Annotated in this window: 11 protein-coding genes; 1 reads left to right on the top strand and 10 read right to left on the bottom strand. The window is 46.8% G+C overall.

Annotation, left to right across the window (positions count from 1 at the left end; all coding sequences use genetic code 11):
• Positions 1-6 precede the first annotated feature (6 nt).
• The 6 genes from V6669_RS15055 to V6669_RS15030 form a co-directional block, all read right to left on the bottom strand.
• Positions 7-642 (bottom strand): YIP1 family protein, encoded by a 636-nt coding sequence (locus tag V6669_RS15055; RefSeq protein ID WP_076331158.1) that lies wholly within the window; start codon positions 640-642, stop codon positions 7-9.
• On the bottom strand, positions 626-2,089 hold the full coding sequence (locus tag V6669_RS15050; protein WP_076331157.1) for an NHL repeat-containing protein: 1,464 nt from the start codon (positions 2,087-2,089) through the stop codon (positions 626-628). The genes V6669_RS15055 and V6669_RS15050 overlap by 17 nt, the downstream gene beginning before the upstream one ends.
• A 15-nt stretch (positions 2,090-2,104) precedes the next feature.
• Complete coding sequence (locus V6669_RS15045; protein WP_026081082.1) at positions 2,105-2,980, bottom strand: carbohydrate ABC transporter permease; 876 nt, start codon at positions 2,978-2,980, stop codon at positions 2,105-2,107.
• A gap of 2 nt (positions 2,981-2,982) precedes the next feature.
• Positions 2,983-3,939, bottom strand: a complete 957-nt coding sequence (locus tag V6669_RS15040; RefSeq protein WP_338594723.1) for a sugar ABC transporter permease — start codon at positions 3,937-3,939, stop codon at positions 2,983-2,985.
• A gap of 19 nt (positions 3,940-3,958) precedes the next feature.
• Positions 3,959-6,856 carry an extracellular solute-binding protein gene (locus V6669_RS15035; protein WP_338594722.1) on the bottom strand — a complete coding sequence of 966 codons (2,898 nt, stop codon included), beginning with the start codon at positions 6,854-6,856 and terminating at the stop codon, positions 3,959-3,961.
• 105 nt (positions 6,857-6,961) lie between these two features.
• The gene (locus V6669_RS15030; RefSeq protein WP_036670945.1) at positions 6,962-8,317 is read right to left on the bottom strand and encodes an extracellular solute-binding protein; all 1,356 of its coding nucleotides are present in this window, start codon (positions 8,315-8,317) and stop codon (positions 6,962-6,964) included.
• 274 nt (positions 8,318-8,591) lie between these two features.
• Between V6669_RS15030 and V6669_RS15025 the strand changes: the two genes are divergently transcribed.
• Positions 8,592-9,359: a helix-turn-helix domain-containing protein gene (locus V6669_RS15025; RefSeq protein ID WP_062834412.1), complete on the top strand. Its 768-nt coding sequence runs from the start codon at positions 8,592-8,594 to the stop codon at positions 9,357-9,359.
• Positions 9,360-9,482: 123 nt separating this feature from the next.
• Here the strand turns inward: V6669_RS15025 and V6669_RS15020 are convergent, their stop codons facing one another.
• The 4 genes from V6669_RS15020 to V6669_RS15005 all read right to left on the bottom strand — a co-directional run bounded on the left by V6669_RS15020 (position 9,483) and on the right by V6669_RS15005 (position 16,264).
• Positions 9,483-11,108, bottom strand: coding sequence for a response regulator (locus V6669_RS15020; protein WP_338594720.1), 1,626 nt, complete (start codon positions 11,106-11,108; stop codon positions 9,483-9,485).
• Complete coding sequence (locus V6669_RS15015; protein WP_338594954.1) at positions 11,093-12,859, bottom strand: histidine kinase; 1,767 nt, start codon at positions 12,857-12,859, stop codon at positions 11,093-11,095. The genes V6669_RS15020 and V6669_RS15015 overlap by 16 nt, the downstream gene beginning before the upstream one ends.
• A 48-nt stretch (positions 12,860-12,907) precedes the next feature.
• Positions 12,908-14,587, bottom strand: a complete 1,680-nt coding sequence (locus V6669_RS15010) for an extracellular solute-binding protein (RefSeq protein ID WP_338594718.1) — start codon at positions 14,585-14,587, stop codon at positions 12,908-12,910.
• 126 nt (positions 14,588-14,713) lie between these two features.
• On the bottom strand, positions 14,714-16,264 hold the full coding sequence (locus V6669_RS15005; protein WP_338594717.1) for a family 43 glycosylhydrolase: 1,551 nt from the start codon (positions 16,262-16,264) through the stop codon (positions 14,714-14,716).
• Positions 16,265-16,270 lie beyond the last annotated feature (6 nt).

Here is a 16,270-nt window from a genome sequence, read left to right as displayed (position 1 = left end):
CCTCCCTTAGCCCCGAAGCACTAATTCCTGGTAGATGGTTACGACAAACGATACAATCTGCTGTACAAGACTGAAAAATAACAGGCACAGAAATGCCATAAACGCCATCGCCACAAGTGTCAGCAGCATCGTGAGCACCGTTTTGGCTGGTGTGTACTGATGAACCGTCATATTTCCCACAAATAACAGATATACCGTCCACGCAACGGCAAGTGCATTGGAGAAATAATAAAAGGCAGTTTCCTGCGCAGAGATCACAAGACTTAGCCAGATCCATGGAAAATGAATGAGGAACAACGGTACCAGTGCAAAACACGTTGACATGAAAATTTCGGAGAACTTGCCTTCCCCGTCCATCAATGTGGTTAACGACCAGTTGGCCACACACCAAAACAGCACCGGTATAATGACATATACCATTTCGAGCAGACTGTTCAGGTACTTTGGATTACTGAGGTTAATTAGAAAACCGCTGTACTGGGCATGCAAAATTTTGGTGATGACCAGAAGCACCAGGATCATGAAAGCAATCAGCAGTGAGTTTCTCTGGTTCCGTTCATATTTCAATTCCCAGTATCCGTCAAACGGATGAAATATCAGGTGCAGCGGGTACTGGTATAGTTCCTTACTTGATGCCTGCATTCGTAGTCCTCCTTTTCTGCCTGCGAACGATGATGACGGTGACAATCGCAGCGACAGCCAGGAATATACCGGACATCATCCATGAAAAATGCTCACGCATCAGCTCTTTGCGGTACAAAAGAAAAGCTTTGGAATACCCTTTGGGCTCCATGCTGCGCTTGAAATATTTCGCAGACTCGGCATATTCCTTCTGACGAAGCAATGCTTTGCCAATTCCCGCATACGCGTATTCCAAGTTAGCGTTCATTTCAGCAGCTTGGGCAAACAGCACCGAAGATTGATCTTCATCACCGTTATAGTAGCTGCGCACCGCTTCGTGGAGTGTACGTCCGTATTCCGTTGTTTGAAAGACGGTGATTTCTCCCAGCGCTTTATCCAGAACTAACATCCGGTCTCCCGCACGTTCCAGGGCAACAGGTGTATTAAACTGGCCCAGCCGGTTCCCGATGCCGCCATATATATGGAGCAGATATCCGTCTCCATTGTAGGTGAAGATTCGGCCCTTGCTGGAATCCAGTACGGAATACATGTCACTGTCACCCACATCCACATCAATCAGACGGGATGGCCCTGCTTCCTGGGTATACAGCAAATCACCCTGCGGAGTCTGATAGCCTTCTCTACGCAAAATGTCTGTACCCTGGGCATTCAGCTTCTTGACCGGATCTTTGCCGCGATCCCCGCTAGTGGCGTAGATAAAGCCCTCTTCATCCATATCCAGATTGGTAAATTCCGTTGGAGTGAACATCACCATCTGACTGCGCTGCTCCCGTGTTGCAAACCGTTTCCATAGATACTCCACCGGGTCCACCTGAACTCTGTTCGCTCCAATGAAGGAAGAGAACGTACCATCGGCGCTGAACTCCATGAATCCATCAAATACGCCTTCGGCCATGACGTAGATACGCTCCCCTTTGTCCATAACAATCCGCATCGGTTTAAACTGGAAGTCTGCTTTTAACAGATCCGATTTTGGTTCAGACACGATCTTGACCAGCTTCCCCTGTTCATCCAGATGCACGACCCGGTGATTATCCGAATCAGCGACCAGCAGATGGCCCTTTTCCGTGACGTACAATCCCTGTGGATTCTTAAAATGATCTTCCTTGCCTTCCTGCTCAAATGAATCAATCGTCCGTACCAGCTTGAAGTTGCGATCCATCTCAATGATGCGGCCATTGCCCGAGTCGAGCACAAAGACGTGCTGATTGGCGGTAACATGCATGTCACTTGGCTCTTTCATCGGAGTTGTGTTCAGCTTCTTGCCGGTGATAATGGTTGTTGCCTCATATGCCGCCGGTGCCGGAACTGCGTCACCCCAGAATGAATAATGATACGCATCCGTTTTACCGTCTGCACTCACATAGGGCGCCTCTTGAACGAACAACAGGAGGCAGATCATGCCCATGATGATCGATTTACGTTTTTTCCATGTGCTTCTCCGCACCTCGCTGCCTCCTTTCTACTCTTTCATGCCCGAAGTGGCCATCGTCTGCATAACACTGCTCTGAGAGATGATAAACAGGGTGATCGGTACAATCATCAGCAGCAAGGCAACAGCCGCACCTACACCGGCTCTTGCAATCCCTCCCTGCACAATCTGACTGAGCGCATAATGCAGCGTTTTGAGATTTTCACTGTAAATGAAGCTCCCGCCATCCGTTCCCCATAAAGCTGGAAACTGCAGGATCATGAGTGTGAGCCATGCCGGTTTTACATTAGGCATCACGATGCTCCAGAATATCCGGTATTCATTGGCCCCGTCGATTTTGGCTGCCTCCAGCAAAGCATCAGGAATCTGCTCCATGAACTGTTTCATCAGGAAAAGTCCCAGCGAGAACGCAAGTGATGGCACAATAATGGACGCATGAGTGTTAATCCAGCCGAGCCAGGACATGACCATGTAGTTCGGAATCGCCGTAACATGCGGCGAGAACATCAGGGACAGAATGACAATGGTGAACAACACTTTGGAACCCGGAAAACGATATTTCGCCAGCGGATAAGCTGCTGCAGATGCAAGAAGGATATGCCCCGCTGTGCCAAGTATCGTAATGAGCAATGTGTTGGCAATATAGCGGGATAACGGCACCCAAGAATTGCCCATGAGGTTGATCAGATCGGCAAAATTCTCCGTTGTCGGATTGTTCACCCAGAAGCGCGGCGGGAAAATAAACAGCTCATCCAGCGGCTTGAATGCATTGTTGACAGCATAGATGAGCGGAAGCACCATAAAGGAGCCGAACACGCCCAGCAATGCAAATAACATCAGGCTGACGGTAAATGACCGATTAAGCCTTTTTGGCATGCCAAACACGGCACGTACTTTGCTGGTCATCGTCATTCACCTATCTTTCTAAGCATTTTTTGCGTGAGAACGTTTGTACCCAGCATCAGGGCAAACAGGACCGTTGCAATGGCCGAGGCATACCCCATCTCGAAACGAATGGTTCCGAAATCCATCAGATGCGTGACAACTGTGTGTGCCGCATAGTTTACGCTCGGGAAACCTGCCAGTGCGATGGAGATCTCAGCTACGGCGAAGGAAGCAGTAATCTGCATTACCGCACCAAACATCAGCTGCGGTCTCATCGAAGGCAAGGTGATGTACCAGAGCTCCTGCCAGCGGTTTTTGATCCCGTCTACGGTTCCTGCTTCAACCAGAGAACGATCAATGGTTTGCAGTCCTGCAATAAAGGCCAGGAAGCTGGTTCCCAGGCTCAGCCACAGCTGTACAATAATGACGATTGCCAGTACATACTTCTCATCTGCGAGCCATTGGATCGGTTCCAGTACGACGCCAAGGCGCATCAGGAAGCCGTTCATATACCCGTAGCTGTCACCAGAGAAGATGATCAGCCAGATGAAAAAGACGTTGCCCGATATGGATGGGGCATAGAAAACCAGCGTCATGACCGCCCGAATTTTAGGAGACAGCTCATTAATGATCCACGCAAACAAAAAGCAGGCAATATAACTGACAGGGCCTGTAATCACGGCAAAAAGCAGCGTGTTTTTGAGCGCGATCAGAAATACGTCATCGTTCAGAAAAAGCCGGGAATAGTTCTGCCAGCCGACAAATCGCGGCAGCTCCAGCATATTGAAGTGAAAAAAGCTGAGCCCGAGTGAAATGCCGACCGGAATGACCGTAAACATGAAAAAAATCAGCATAAACGGTGCCATCAATACATAATAATGCCTGCTGAGATACAGATCCCGCTTCAATAGGGACCACCAGCCGACCTGGCGGGTATGGACGGCAGGAGCGGCGGCTGTCTTGGTAGTTTTAGCTTGCAACCGTTACCCTCCCTTTCCTCTATTTCAGATTAAATTCCTTGCGTTTCAATTCAATTTCATCATCAATGTACAACACATAGTCCGATAAGGCTTCACGTGGATTTTCATTAGCATTGACCACCTTGCGGAAGGCGTTATCCAGATGTCGTCCCGTGAAGTAACCTCCAGGAAGCTGCGGGATTCCCTGTACCCATTCCCATTGTTTCTCGAGATTTTGATAATCCTTCACAGGCCAAGGCAATTGCTTCAAGGCTTCGATATTGGCCGTAGGGTAACGGGCAGCCGCTCCCATAAGACCTTCCATTTCTCTCCCGTATTCAATCTGGGTCTGATCATCAGTCCACCACTTCATGAACTTCCACGCCGCTTCCTTGTTGTCGGCATTTTCGAGCATCATCACCGCACTCGTAGCGCTGGCCACTTCATGCCGTATGGACCCATCCGGAAGCTGTGTACCCGGAACAATCGTAAAGTCCCAGAGATTGCGGATTTCCGGAGCCATAACCGTCAGCATGTTATACGTGGTGTAATCAGCAATCCCGATCGGCATTTCCCCGGTACGGAAGCGGTTCGGAAAGTCGGCTTTGAGCGGAAACTTGTAATTGGTATAAAATTGCGTCCAGCGTTTGAACGCGTCCATTGAAATCTCCGAATCCAGTGCACTTTTCTTCTGGTCTTCGGTGTAAAACGTTCCGTCATTCTGATATAACAACATCGCAAAGGTTGAATTCGGAACCAGGTTGGCATTGTTCAGCGTATCCTCTATCGGCAGATAAAACTCCATGTTATGCTTCTGCAGCACGGCGATGGCGTTATATACGTCCTGCCACGTTTTCGGCGGTTCGAGGCCCAGTTCATTCAGAATATCTTTGCGGTAAAAAAGCATTGGAAAATGCTGCTGCTCCGGAAGGGCATATACCCCGTCGTTGTAGCGGTAAGGTGTCAATCCGCTTTCACGGAACCTGCCCGAAATTTCCTCGAAATCGGGAAACTGACTCAGATCCGCTGTTGCATTCCTCATCGCATAGTTCACCGGAATGTCTTCGCCCATCTGCATGGCTACATCCGGTCCTTCCCCAGAGAGTGTTGCGGGCAGCAAAATATTAGGCGGAACGAGACGTAACTGCACGGACACATCCGTATCCGGGGTAAACGAATCGTCGATCATGCCTTTCAGTACTTGGGCCTGATCTCGTCCGGTCGTGATCCATACGGTGATGGCATCCTTCTTTTGTTCCACGTTGCCAATGCTGTCGTAATCTTCGGTATACGAGGCAACATATGCGCCCAGTTCGTGCTTCACCTGCTGGACGGTGCTCGCTTCCGCTTTTGGCAGTGATTCACCCGGCGGAGATACGACAAGGTAATCCAATGTAATCGGCTGTTCACGTACCGATAGAATCCATGTGCCAAGACCACCTACGTTAATTTTGAACGTATCCAGCCGTTTGGGAACCGTCTCTGGTCTGGCCGCCATATCTTCAAGCTGCAATACCATGGCGTGCAGGACGGCCACTTTGTCACTTTGCTCACCCGTGGCCTTTTCCAGGTAATCTGCAACGGAGCGCAAGGTGTCAGCTTGTCGTTCAAACACCTCCGTCATCTCCGGAATACGCCGTTCCAGCTGGTAATCCCGCAGTGGGTCTGGACTGTTGGAGGTGATCATTAATATTTTGCGATACATCTCATTCAGTTCCAGCACACTGGATTCCACGGTCCGCAGCAACGGAGCGATGTCGCCAAGTGTAACCGTCATTCGGATTCGGTGTTTCCCTTTTTCCAGATGAAACTGATATGGCTGATCTTCTCCCGATCCCAACACCTGAGTTTGCCAGGCCGGGCTGTAGTTAAATCGAATTCGTTTCATTTCCTTAAACGGAACTTCGCCGTTAATCGTCAGGCTGCGGGTGGCATAGATGCCACGCAATTGATCCTGCTTCACCTTAAGCGCGATTTGATACAATCCGTCTTCAGGCACGTCAATTTCCCACTCAATCCATTCGCCCGGCAGTTTCCAGTTAATGCCCCCAATGGCGTTCATCCGAATTTTCGATACATTATAAGGCTCGAGTGAAGGGCTTGATCGGTCCGAGATTGGTGCCAGTGTAGGGGATGACTTGCTGACAGCTTCCTCCCCCTGTACTTTCAGCATGACAGGAGCCGCTTGTTTCAAGCCGAGTGAGGCATAGGTCTTCTCCAGCTCTGTATAGGACGGGACTTCATTTTCCTGGTAAAGCTCGATATAATCGATCGCCATACTTTCTCTTAATGAAGTGAGCGAGAACTGTTGATTGCCTTTTTCAAAATAAAACTGAAACGGTTCCTCGAAGTACCCTGCGCTGTCCTTGAAGGAAGTCAGTTGCCATTCGGGCTGTTCCACTTGTCTTGGTCTAAGCTCGTTGCCACGATCGTCCTGCCGGACGTTATCCTCGCGATTCCCCCATACCCTGTCAAACAGAAGAATATCGGCCCCTCTGAACGGGACCTTACCATTAAGTTCAAACCTACGTTCGATCCCGGAGCTTTTGCCTTCTACGGGATAATAGTGAATGCGAATGTTGTACAAACCGCTCACTTGAACGGGAACATCCCAGCGAATGGTTCCAGTTTCCGGCGTAATCACGGCACTTCCGTCTAATCCGGCGTACCCTTGCACAACCTCAAATTCCCCATCCTCTGCCTGAACATAAGATTCGCCTTCGATGCGTACAATTTCATCCGGTTTGGCCGTATTGTCATGAGTAGTCAGATAATGCTCATAACTGAATGAATCCTCGGTTCCCGATACCGCCTCAAAGTCCTCAAGCGCATGTACCGTTCCCGGATTACGATCCCGCGATGGATATAGTGTCCATATGGAGAGCACCAAGGCCAGGACAAGCACCAGGATTAGTCCCTTTTTCTTACGTGACCGCATGTTTGAATGTATCCCCTTTCCTGTAAGCGTTGAGAGAACTGGACGATTGACTAACCCGGACAGACCGCACCTTCACTGGTGCGTTCTGCCCGTGTAACGTGATACTTATTTGTAAACCTCATCAATCGCAGCCTGGAAAGGAGCCTTGTATTTCTCGATCAGCGTAGATACGGACACCCCTTCTTTGAGTTCCCCATCAAAGTCCCAGAACGGCAAGGACGGGAATGTGTTATGGTCGAGAACCAACATACCTTCCGCTACTTCTCTGGCGTTGTTGATATCTGCTTCATCGGTCAGATGTGTCTCCAGTGTGGATTGTCCCGGATACTCATAGATCGAATCGATCTCGTTAATTTTCTCCCAGATGTACATCAGTTGTTCCGGATTCTCTACCGCTTTTGGAATTGTTATAGCTTGGTAACGTGACTCACCGGAGTGATACGCTGTTGCACTTGGACCTTTTGGAAACGGTACAAAACCAATATCGTAGTCCTGCATATCCGTCATAATACCTTCGACTTCGTACATGGCACCTGAATACATCAAGGTGTTGCCTTGACGGAAGAACGTGGATGGCTCTGTCCAATCGCCGCCCTCAGAAGCTCTGCCGACCTTCTCGGTAGCCAGTTTGGACAGGAAGTTCAACGCTTCTTTCGTTTTTGGATCTTCCAGGTTCTGCTTATCCTCTTTGGTCAGAGAAGCCTCGTTGGAATACAGAATCGGTTCCAGCAAGCCCGTTTGAGCGAGTCCCCAAGTATCCAGCTTGCCATCATTGTTTCGATCCTTGTTCGCTTGCTTGGCAACACTGATGAATGTATCCCAGTTCCATTCATCGGCATCCACATACTCCTGAAGTGGCTTCAAGCCGAGCTCTTGCATGAGTGTGCGATTATAGAAAATTCCGTTGATAAACGAGGACTGGTCCTCAGTAAAGCCGTAACCTTTGCCTTCATACTGCATGTATTCCTTGGTTGTTTTCTGGTTGAATACCTTGTCGTTTTTAATATAATCATCCACCGGCCATAACAGATCCTGTTTGGTCAATGCCGGAATGGCATAGTTTTTGCCCAATCTCACCAGATCGCCAAGCGGTTCACCGGCCATCAGGGAAGCAACTACTTTTTCCTGATATTCACCGAAATCGATGGAAACGTATTCAATATTAAAGTTGTGTTTTTTCTTCAGCGCTTCGAGATTCTCAAGGCGTTGAATATTGTCCGGGTTGTTCCCCTGTATTTCCATGTCCCACCAAGCAACAACCTTGATGGTTCTGCCACCCATGTCAAAGTCCATTTCTGGCGTGGAGTTTTCATTCTTGGGCTCGGTTTCCGCGGGTTTTTGTTCCTCCTGTGGTGTTGTCTTTTCCGGCTCGGGTTGAGCGGTAGGTGCAGAACTGCATGCAGCAATCACCAACAAGACCGCAAATACCAGGCTCAGTAGCATGAACTTGTTTTTTCTCATCGTCTTCCCCCCTGATTGTCGTTTGCTATCACAGTGTATCGTCACAATGAAAGCGCAAACAACCTGCCGAAATACAGATGTTTACCCGGGCTGAATATAGATTTGCGTAATTTTGCACGAGCAAAGTGCATTATAGGTTTTAATTGGTAAAGAAATGCACTGTCTACAAAAATATGCACATTGTATGCGCTTTCTTTTATTACCATAATGAAATTAAGTCAAATTTCAGTTAATCTAGCGCATTACAATTCAGCAGAAGGTGAGGTATTGCTTCATGTATGATATTTTACTTGTGGATTTCAGCCGTCGTTTGTGCGGAGAGTTGCAACAGATGTTGCTACGGAGCAAAGCTCAATATACTATCGCAAATTGTGTGTTCTCATCGGCCGAGGCTTTGACCGCATTGTCAGAACGAGACTTTTCCCTTGTTATGGTACATACAGAGAGGTTTGATACCGCGGGGCTCTGGTTATGCAACAACATTCGAAAGAAAAGTCAGATACCCATCCTCCTGATGGGTGGAAGAGATCACTTCAGGTTTGTACGCAAAGCCCTGACGTATCAGGTAAATGATTATCTCCCGTATCCTGTTAGTCCCTCTACTTTACTTAACAGTCTGCATGGACTTAGATCCCACCTTGAAACCGACCCGGCACACAAAACGTCGTCGTTCTTCAAAACACCCGTTCAAATGAATGGTAAACCCATGCACTCCAGTCATGTCATTCGTATTGTCAAGGCCTATGTACGGGATCATCTGAGTGATGAAATCACGCTGAAGAAGATCTCTGACATGCTTCATTTTAACTGTGCGTACCTTGGACAGAAGTTCAAGCTGGAAGAGAAGATGTCTTTCAATGATTATATGCTCCAGCAACGTATGGAAAAGGCCCAGCAGTTGTTGTCTTCCACAAATCTGCGAATATATGAGATTGCTATTGAGGTAGGCTATAAGGATATTGATTGGTTCTATAAAAAGTTCAAAGCGTATGCCGGATCGAGTCCCAATGCATATAGAAGACAAAAAATCAACACGGCCTAAGGTGAAACGCCGAATCGCTTTGTTTATCAAGTAGATAATAACCACAAAAAAAAGCAGGCTGAAGAATACATCCTGCTTTTTTTTGTGGTTATTTGGGTTTGGTCAATTCCAAAGGATTCACCATTAACGTACCAAAAGGGATTCCCGGTATTCTTGGGGAGTCATTCCCGTTATTTTCTTGAAAAGTCGGGTAAACGAATGTGCAGCCTCGTACCCCACTTGAAGTGCGACCTCACGTACCATAAGATTTGTGTTCTGAAGCAATTCTTTGGCTTTCCGTATTCGGCAGTCGTCAATGAACTCTGACACGTTTATCCCCATTTCCTGCTTAAAGAATCGCGACAGATAGGATGGATTAAAATGATGAAGTTCTGCCAATCTCACCAGAGAGAGATCTTTCTCCAGATTCTCCTTGACGTAACTGCATAAGGAATGAATGACAACGTTAGCGCGTTCCTGTTCATTTGACCTTTTGTAGCGTACTAATTCATCGGCAGCACGATATAAAAATTGTACTGCATCCTTCATGCACGTATACTCCCCTAAGTGCAGCAAGCTTCGTTGATCCGGGATCTTCTGTTGAAGACCCCAACGATTGATCGTTGAATGCAATAATAAGGCCAGATTGTAGTATGTCTCCATGGCACGTTCCATCGTAATATCCTGCTGCAGCAGTTCGCCTGCAAGCTCCTCAAATATATCGTAAAATGGCTGAATTCGTCCCGTTTCCAAATATCCTGACATAATCTCGATCCGGTTTGAGATCCGCATGGATTCTTTGGGTACATCAGATGAGAGATCATTACGATGATCCGTGAGTACCATGGATACACCATCCCCAATTTTCATCCACTGGAGTAATCTCAGACGTTCATATTGTTTGGTTAACTCGGACCAATTGCAGCTTCGACTACTTAATGAAAAAGCAATGGATACGCCGAGTGATACCATGCACGCTTCCTGTACCAGTTCTAGTGTACCTTCTAGAAATCGCACAAGTTTATCATTTGTCATCTCTTCCTCCTGCTTCGGCTGAAGCAGCCAGATCGTATCCCCATAATGGTCCGTTACACTTGCGCACACTGTACGCTCATTCATCAGAGAAGAGCCGATAATGCGAACAGATTCCTGAACTTGTGTGAGGTCCGAACCCTTTTCTGGCGGATTATTGAACCGCCCCAGTATGAGATAAACAGGCGAGTTGATCTGTAATCTTATATCTCGTTTGGATAATTCGTCCTGCACGTCCGTAGTAGAATCTAGAACCGCTGTACAATCTTGAAGTAGTTTCCGTAAATACTCTTTTTGCTGAATCAGTGCAAGCTGCGACTTGACTTTATGAGAATGTTCCAACAACTCAACCATGCTGTGACTTCGCCGGATCTCTTCCATCACATCTTCTACAACCGACATCACCTTGTCATAGCCCTCCGTTTTGAGCAAGTAACGCACATTAGACATCTGAAAAGCTTGATAGGCATAATCAAAATCGCTATGTCCTGTCAGAAAAATGACGCGACAATTCGGCCAACTGGCTTGAATCCGCTCTGTCAGTTCCAAGCCACTCATGCCCGGCATGCGGATGTCCGTTAGAACAATGTCAATTCTCGAACGTTGCATCCAGGACAATGCTTCTGTTGCAGAGTAGGCCTTACATACATCAAGCTGGTCGGGTATATGTCTGGCGAACGTTTCATAGAGACTATCCGTAATAATCTCCTCGTCATCTACAATCAAAAGTCGATACATTCGTTTTCCCCCTCTTTCCACTGGATTCGAATTGTGACTTTTAACCCTTGCAGTTTACTTCTGGATAGAAAAAGGCCACTTCCTTCTCCATACGTCAGGATCAGACGTCGATGAATATTTATTAACGCGGTCATTTCGTCTGTACCTCCGTCCTTATGCAAGCGTTGTTGAAGAGTTTGAATGTGTTGCTCTTCCAACTCATTCCCATTATCCTCTACGGTGATCTCGGCATATGAACCTTCCATATTAAACCCAATAATGAGAAGACCGGAGTCCGTATTCTTTTCAAGGCTGTGTTCGTAGGCGTTCTCAATAATGGGTTGAATAATGAGTCTGGGAACTTTAATATGTTCCATCTCAACAGGTAGTGACCCAAAATCAACTTTGATTCGTCTGGAGAATCGTAATTGTTGAATCTCTGTATAGATTCGTGAATGCTCAACTTCCACTTTCAACTTCACATGATCGGTTTCATTCCGGGTAATGAACCTGAAATACTCTCCAAGCATGTTCGTGAATTGCTCAATACGTTCGGTTTCTCCTGTCCTTGCCAGTGAATTCAGAATAAAGAAACTATTGTACAGAAAATGAGGATTAATCTGCGATTGGAGCTGTTTCAACTCGGCCCGCTGCATCATCAGTGTTTTCTTGAAATCTCGATCGATCAGGGATTGAAGATTTTCAATCATTAGATTGAAACGGGTGTAGAGGAAGCCAAATTCATCCTTTCGGTTGTGCGCAATGGGGACATCAAGCATGCCTCCCTCCATTTTTTTGAATCTTTTCACCAACAACAGTAACGGGATATGAATCAACTTGTAACTTGAATAGAGATACGCCGTGATGGCAACAAATGATGTAATTGCAAACAGCCAAGCCCAATGATAGAACTTGCTAAGTGGCTTGGTAACAATTGCCTCAGGTAGATATGTAGCTACGGATAAGCCCAGGGAGTCCATATGTAACTGACTAACATGGTACATGGTGTCCCCCACCTTCATCCGAAAGCCATCAAGTGTACCCTCTACACTGTGCTCACGGTAATTCGCGAGAATAACACTAGCTTGATGTTTATCTGTGATGGCATGCCCCGTTTTGTCCTCAATCAGAAAGGTTGAACTCTCCGGGTACAAATTAAGCCGTGTGAGTTCATTCTGAAAATGGTATGTATCCAGCTCCACTTGAATGACAAACAGCGGTGGTTCTCCTCTCGTGCCTGTCAGCCTGACGGCACTTAAGTTCAAGGCGTCCTCTTTCACCGTGAAACGTGTACCTTTTCCTTGCATGCCCGAACTGAAATATAGATATGAACTTTTATCGAAATCATCGATGCCTTGGATCGCGGATATACTCTTGCCAACAGAAGGGATATGTACATGAACGTTTTTGATATAAGCAGTGCTATTCTTGAATGAAGCGAGTCGTTCAGTCAGGTAATTTAATGTATCACGCCGCTCAACCTGATCCATCATGTCCCAGAGAATGGCCAGACGATTGAGTTTTCGATCCTCAACGATATCAAACTGCTGTAATTCCATCCATTCTATCTCTCTGTTCAATTCCACCACATATTGGTTCAACCGTCTTTCCGTTGACAACGATATTTCCTGGCTTGCATTGTCATAACTCCAATGATACAGATACACGCCAAGAAGAATAAGAGGGAGCACAAATACCAGATAGGTGATTATTAATCGCGCAAATATACTGTTAAACCATGATTTAGCAGGGATCTTGATCAATGCATTCACCTCCAATGCCAAGGGCTGAGTGGGTTCCTTGTAAGAATAAAGTGAACATTAGCGCTCCTTTGGCTTGCTGGTGCGAAACCACGCGTTAACCTCCGATGTGATCTGATCTCCCCCCAGCTTGCGCCAGTTCTCAACGAATTGATCAAACTCATCTATCGACCTGCCTAGAATAATGTTCATATAGGCTTCAAGCTGAAGATCTCGAAGAATAATTTGTCGATCAACCATCGTGTCCGTAATTCCGCCCGTGAATTGATCATAGAGAAGTTGGCCGTTCTTCTCGTATGAATCTGCAATGCTAAAAGCACCCGAAGGCCCATAGGTTTGTTTCCAGCCCCAGCCGCTCTCTACATCTTCCGTTTCATAGGCCACAATGCGTTTGTGAATGGCGAGAGCTTCATTCTGCAGAGCCGAGAAATCTCCTGTACTTCTGGCATCACGAATTTGTTTGTATGCATCTATATTTTTATTACCGGGAAAAGGAGTTACCGGTGAAAGCATCCACACAGCTCGGGAGTCGTCGTTGTAGTATGTTTCATACTGCGCCTGATCCCCCCAGTTGATGTCGAGATGCAGATTCATAAGCTTTACAACGACCTCCGGATTAGAAAAGCCCTTTTTTACGGCAAAGTATTGCCCTGTGTTGGAACGTAGCGGTACAAACAGATTTCGGTCCGAGTTTGCAACAATAGGATATGCCTGCCACTCTGCATCTACATCTGTATCACGGGTGGTCTGGAGCATAAAGGATGTCCACTGTTCACCGTAGAGCATCCCTATTTTCCCATCCTGAACCAGACGAAACGCCTTGCTTCCGCTTTTATAGCCAAAATCCGGATCAAGTTGGCCTTCACGATACAACGTTTGCAGTGCTTTCAGTGCCTCCCGAACTTCAGGCTGTATGCCTCCATAACTGAGGTTTCCTTCTGCATCTTTAACCCATATATTAGGGTAGGCACCGTAGCCTGACATCAAGCCTGCAGCTCCCATAACTGGATCCCAAAGATGGTTCGTTAGCGCAAGTCCGTACGTATCCTGCTCTCCGTTCCCGTCGGGATCTTCTTCTGTAAACGCTTTCGAAACCTGGAGAAGTTCTTCCATCGTTTCAGGCGGCCGTAGCCCCAAATGCTTCAACCAATCGGTTCTAATCCACAGGTACTGCGCAGTCTCAATCGAGGAAGATGATTCGGGAATAGCCATGAGTTTGCCGTCAATGGTTGCCGCATCAAATGCTCCTCTTCCCTCTGCCTCTAATATACTCTTCGTAAGTGGTGAAGCATGTTCTTGGTACACATGGGTTAAATCTTCGATCATTCCAGCGTTGCTCAGTTGTCTAAGTTGATATGGGTTTACTTTTACCACATCTGGGAAACGTCCTGCGGCAAGGGATACACCCAGCTTCTGATTGTATACATCTCCATTAGCAATCCAGTCATAGTGAATTTGTATACCTAGCTCTTTCTCGTACAAACGAGTCCAGCGATTATCCAGCATCGTCTCACCAGGTAACTGACTAATCATGCGCTCAAGGTCATCTCCAGTTTCCCTGACAAAAGAGACCGCTATGGGAGGAGAATACCTCTCAAACGTAGCGGGAAGTTGAATCTGTTGCCCATCTTGCTGCGGATGATGTTGTTTGGTATTACCTTCGGTATGACCTGCTGGTATGGACACAGCAAGGAACAGAATGAAGGTCCATCTTGTTATGTCCAGACATCTCTTATACATGACGACATGCCCCCAGTTCGGTTTGAACAACTCTCTTCTCTCTGTCAACTTTGAATCCATATCATTGTACAACAACTTGTACTCATTGAATACGAAAAGCCGCCGTTGGGCGGCTTTTACGTATTTTCATTGTTTCTCATTAGGATTAATCACGCGATATTCAAAATTCGAAAAGTCAGCTGTTCCTCCAACCATTTCAGTTGAATATACAAACAACCCCGTTCGGCAACCCATAAAATGATCCAGTTTATATATCATTTTGTGGATAATCCCTATATCTCTCCATTTAACCCCATCGAAATAAGCAAAAGAGCACTCATCCAGATTGTTCTCAAAATTTCCGAATGCTTTTAGTTTAACTACTGGATCTGATACCGGGATACGTTCATGTTCAGTGGCTGGCTTCTGGTCGATCAGATTGCCAAATATGGTGGAATCCTCACTATCTCTGGCATGCATGACCAAGTAAAACTTGCTATCCTGCTTCGTAAGAGCGATCATACCGTACGAACCGATCAGAAAGCACAATCCGGCATAATCCCCATCATTCAGACGACTGCCATCAAGCGTAACTATGGCTTCGCAAGCGGGCCCCATTGAACGCTGGGTTAGTGTGTTTACCGCAAACGTCAGATTTGGGCTGATCTGTCCCGTTCGAACACGATACACCCCCGATTTCTCTGTGACGGACCAGAGTTCATTGTTAGGTGTATGATTCCATTGCCAAAAATCACGGAGGCGGACGCTTCCATCTTTTTCGGGTTCATAATTGAAACTGTCGCTACCTACTAACGGGTTATAACGGTGCTCTGGTCTCGTGCTAGGGATCTCTATCTGCTTAGGCGCTTTGCTTGCAAAAACCGGTATACCTTGATCAAAATGGAGCGGAACCAAAACAGGAACCCGGCCAACAGCCCCATGATCCTGAAACAGCATTGCATACCAGTCTCCATCCGGTGTATCCACGATACCGCCCTGAGCAACACCTGAATTGAAATAATCCATATCGTCATTGAACACTTCACCACCAGTGAAGACATCTTCCAGAGAGTCGGCCATATAAAACGCCTGTGTTCTCCGTCCGGAAGCTTTCGTTATATGAATCAGGAATACAATATATTTCCCGTTGATCTTGTAGAAATGTGCCCCTTCATAACCAAGGTGATGAGGCTGCTCGTCTTTTACGATCATACGATGCACTCCACCATGTTTGGGCCCGGACAAATCAGAGCTTAATTCGGTCAGATAAATCTCGGTATTACCGTACACGAGATAGGCTCGTTCATCATCGTCGAAAAATAAGGAGCAGTCATGGTAAAACCCTTCGACTACTTGTTTCTTCCAAACTCCCGAGATGGTGGGGGACGTATACAAGTATGTCTTACGAGTATCATTTGCAACAAAGATCACATAGAACATCCCTTGATGATAGCGGAGTGATGCAGCCCACATGCCTTTGCTATAAATATGCTGACCATCCACCAGCCGTTGGGCAGGTGTATCATCTAATGTGTCGTATACATATGTGGCAACTTCCCAATGGATCAGGTCATATGAACGCAGGATGACACATCCCGGCATCATATGCATGGTTGTACTAACCATATAATATGTGTCCTCTACACGAATAACGTCAAGATCCGGGTAATCGGCCCAAATAATCGGATTCGGATACATGCTTCA

Source organism: Paenibacillus sp. Y5S-9 (genome assembly GCF_036894235.1).
Classification (GTDB): domain Bacteria; phylum Bacillota; class Bacilli; order Paenibacillales; family Paenibacillaceae; genus Paenibacillus.
Note: the sequence above shows the minus strand (reverse complement) of the source record. Positions and strands in the feature narration are given on the sequence as shown.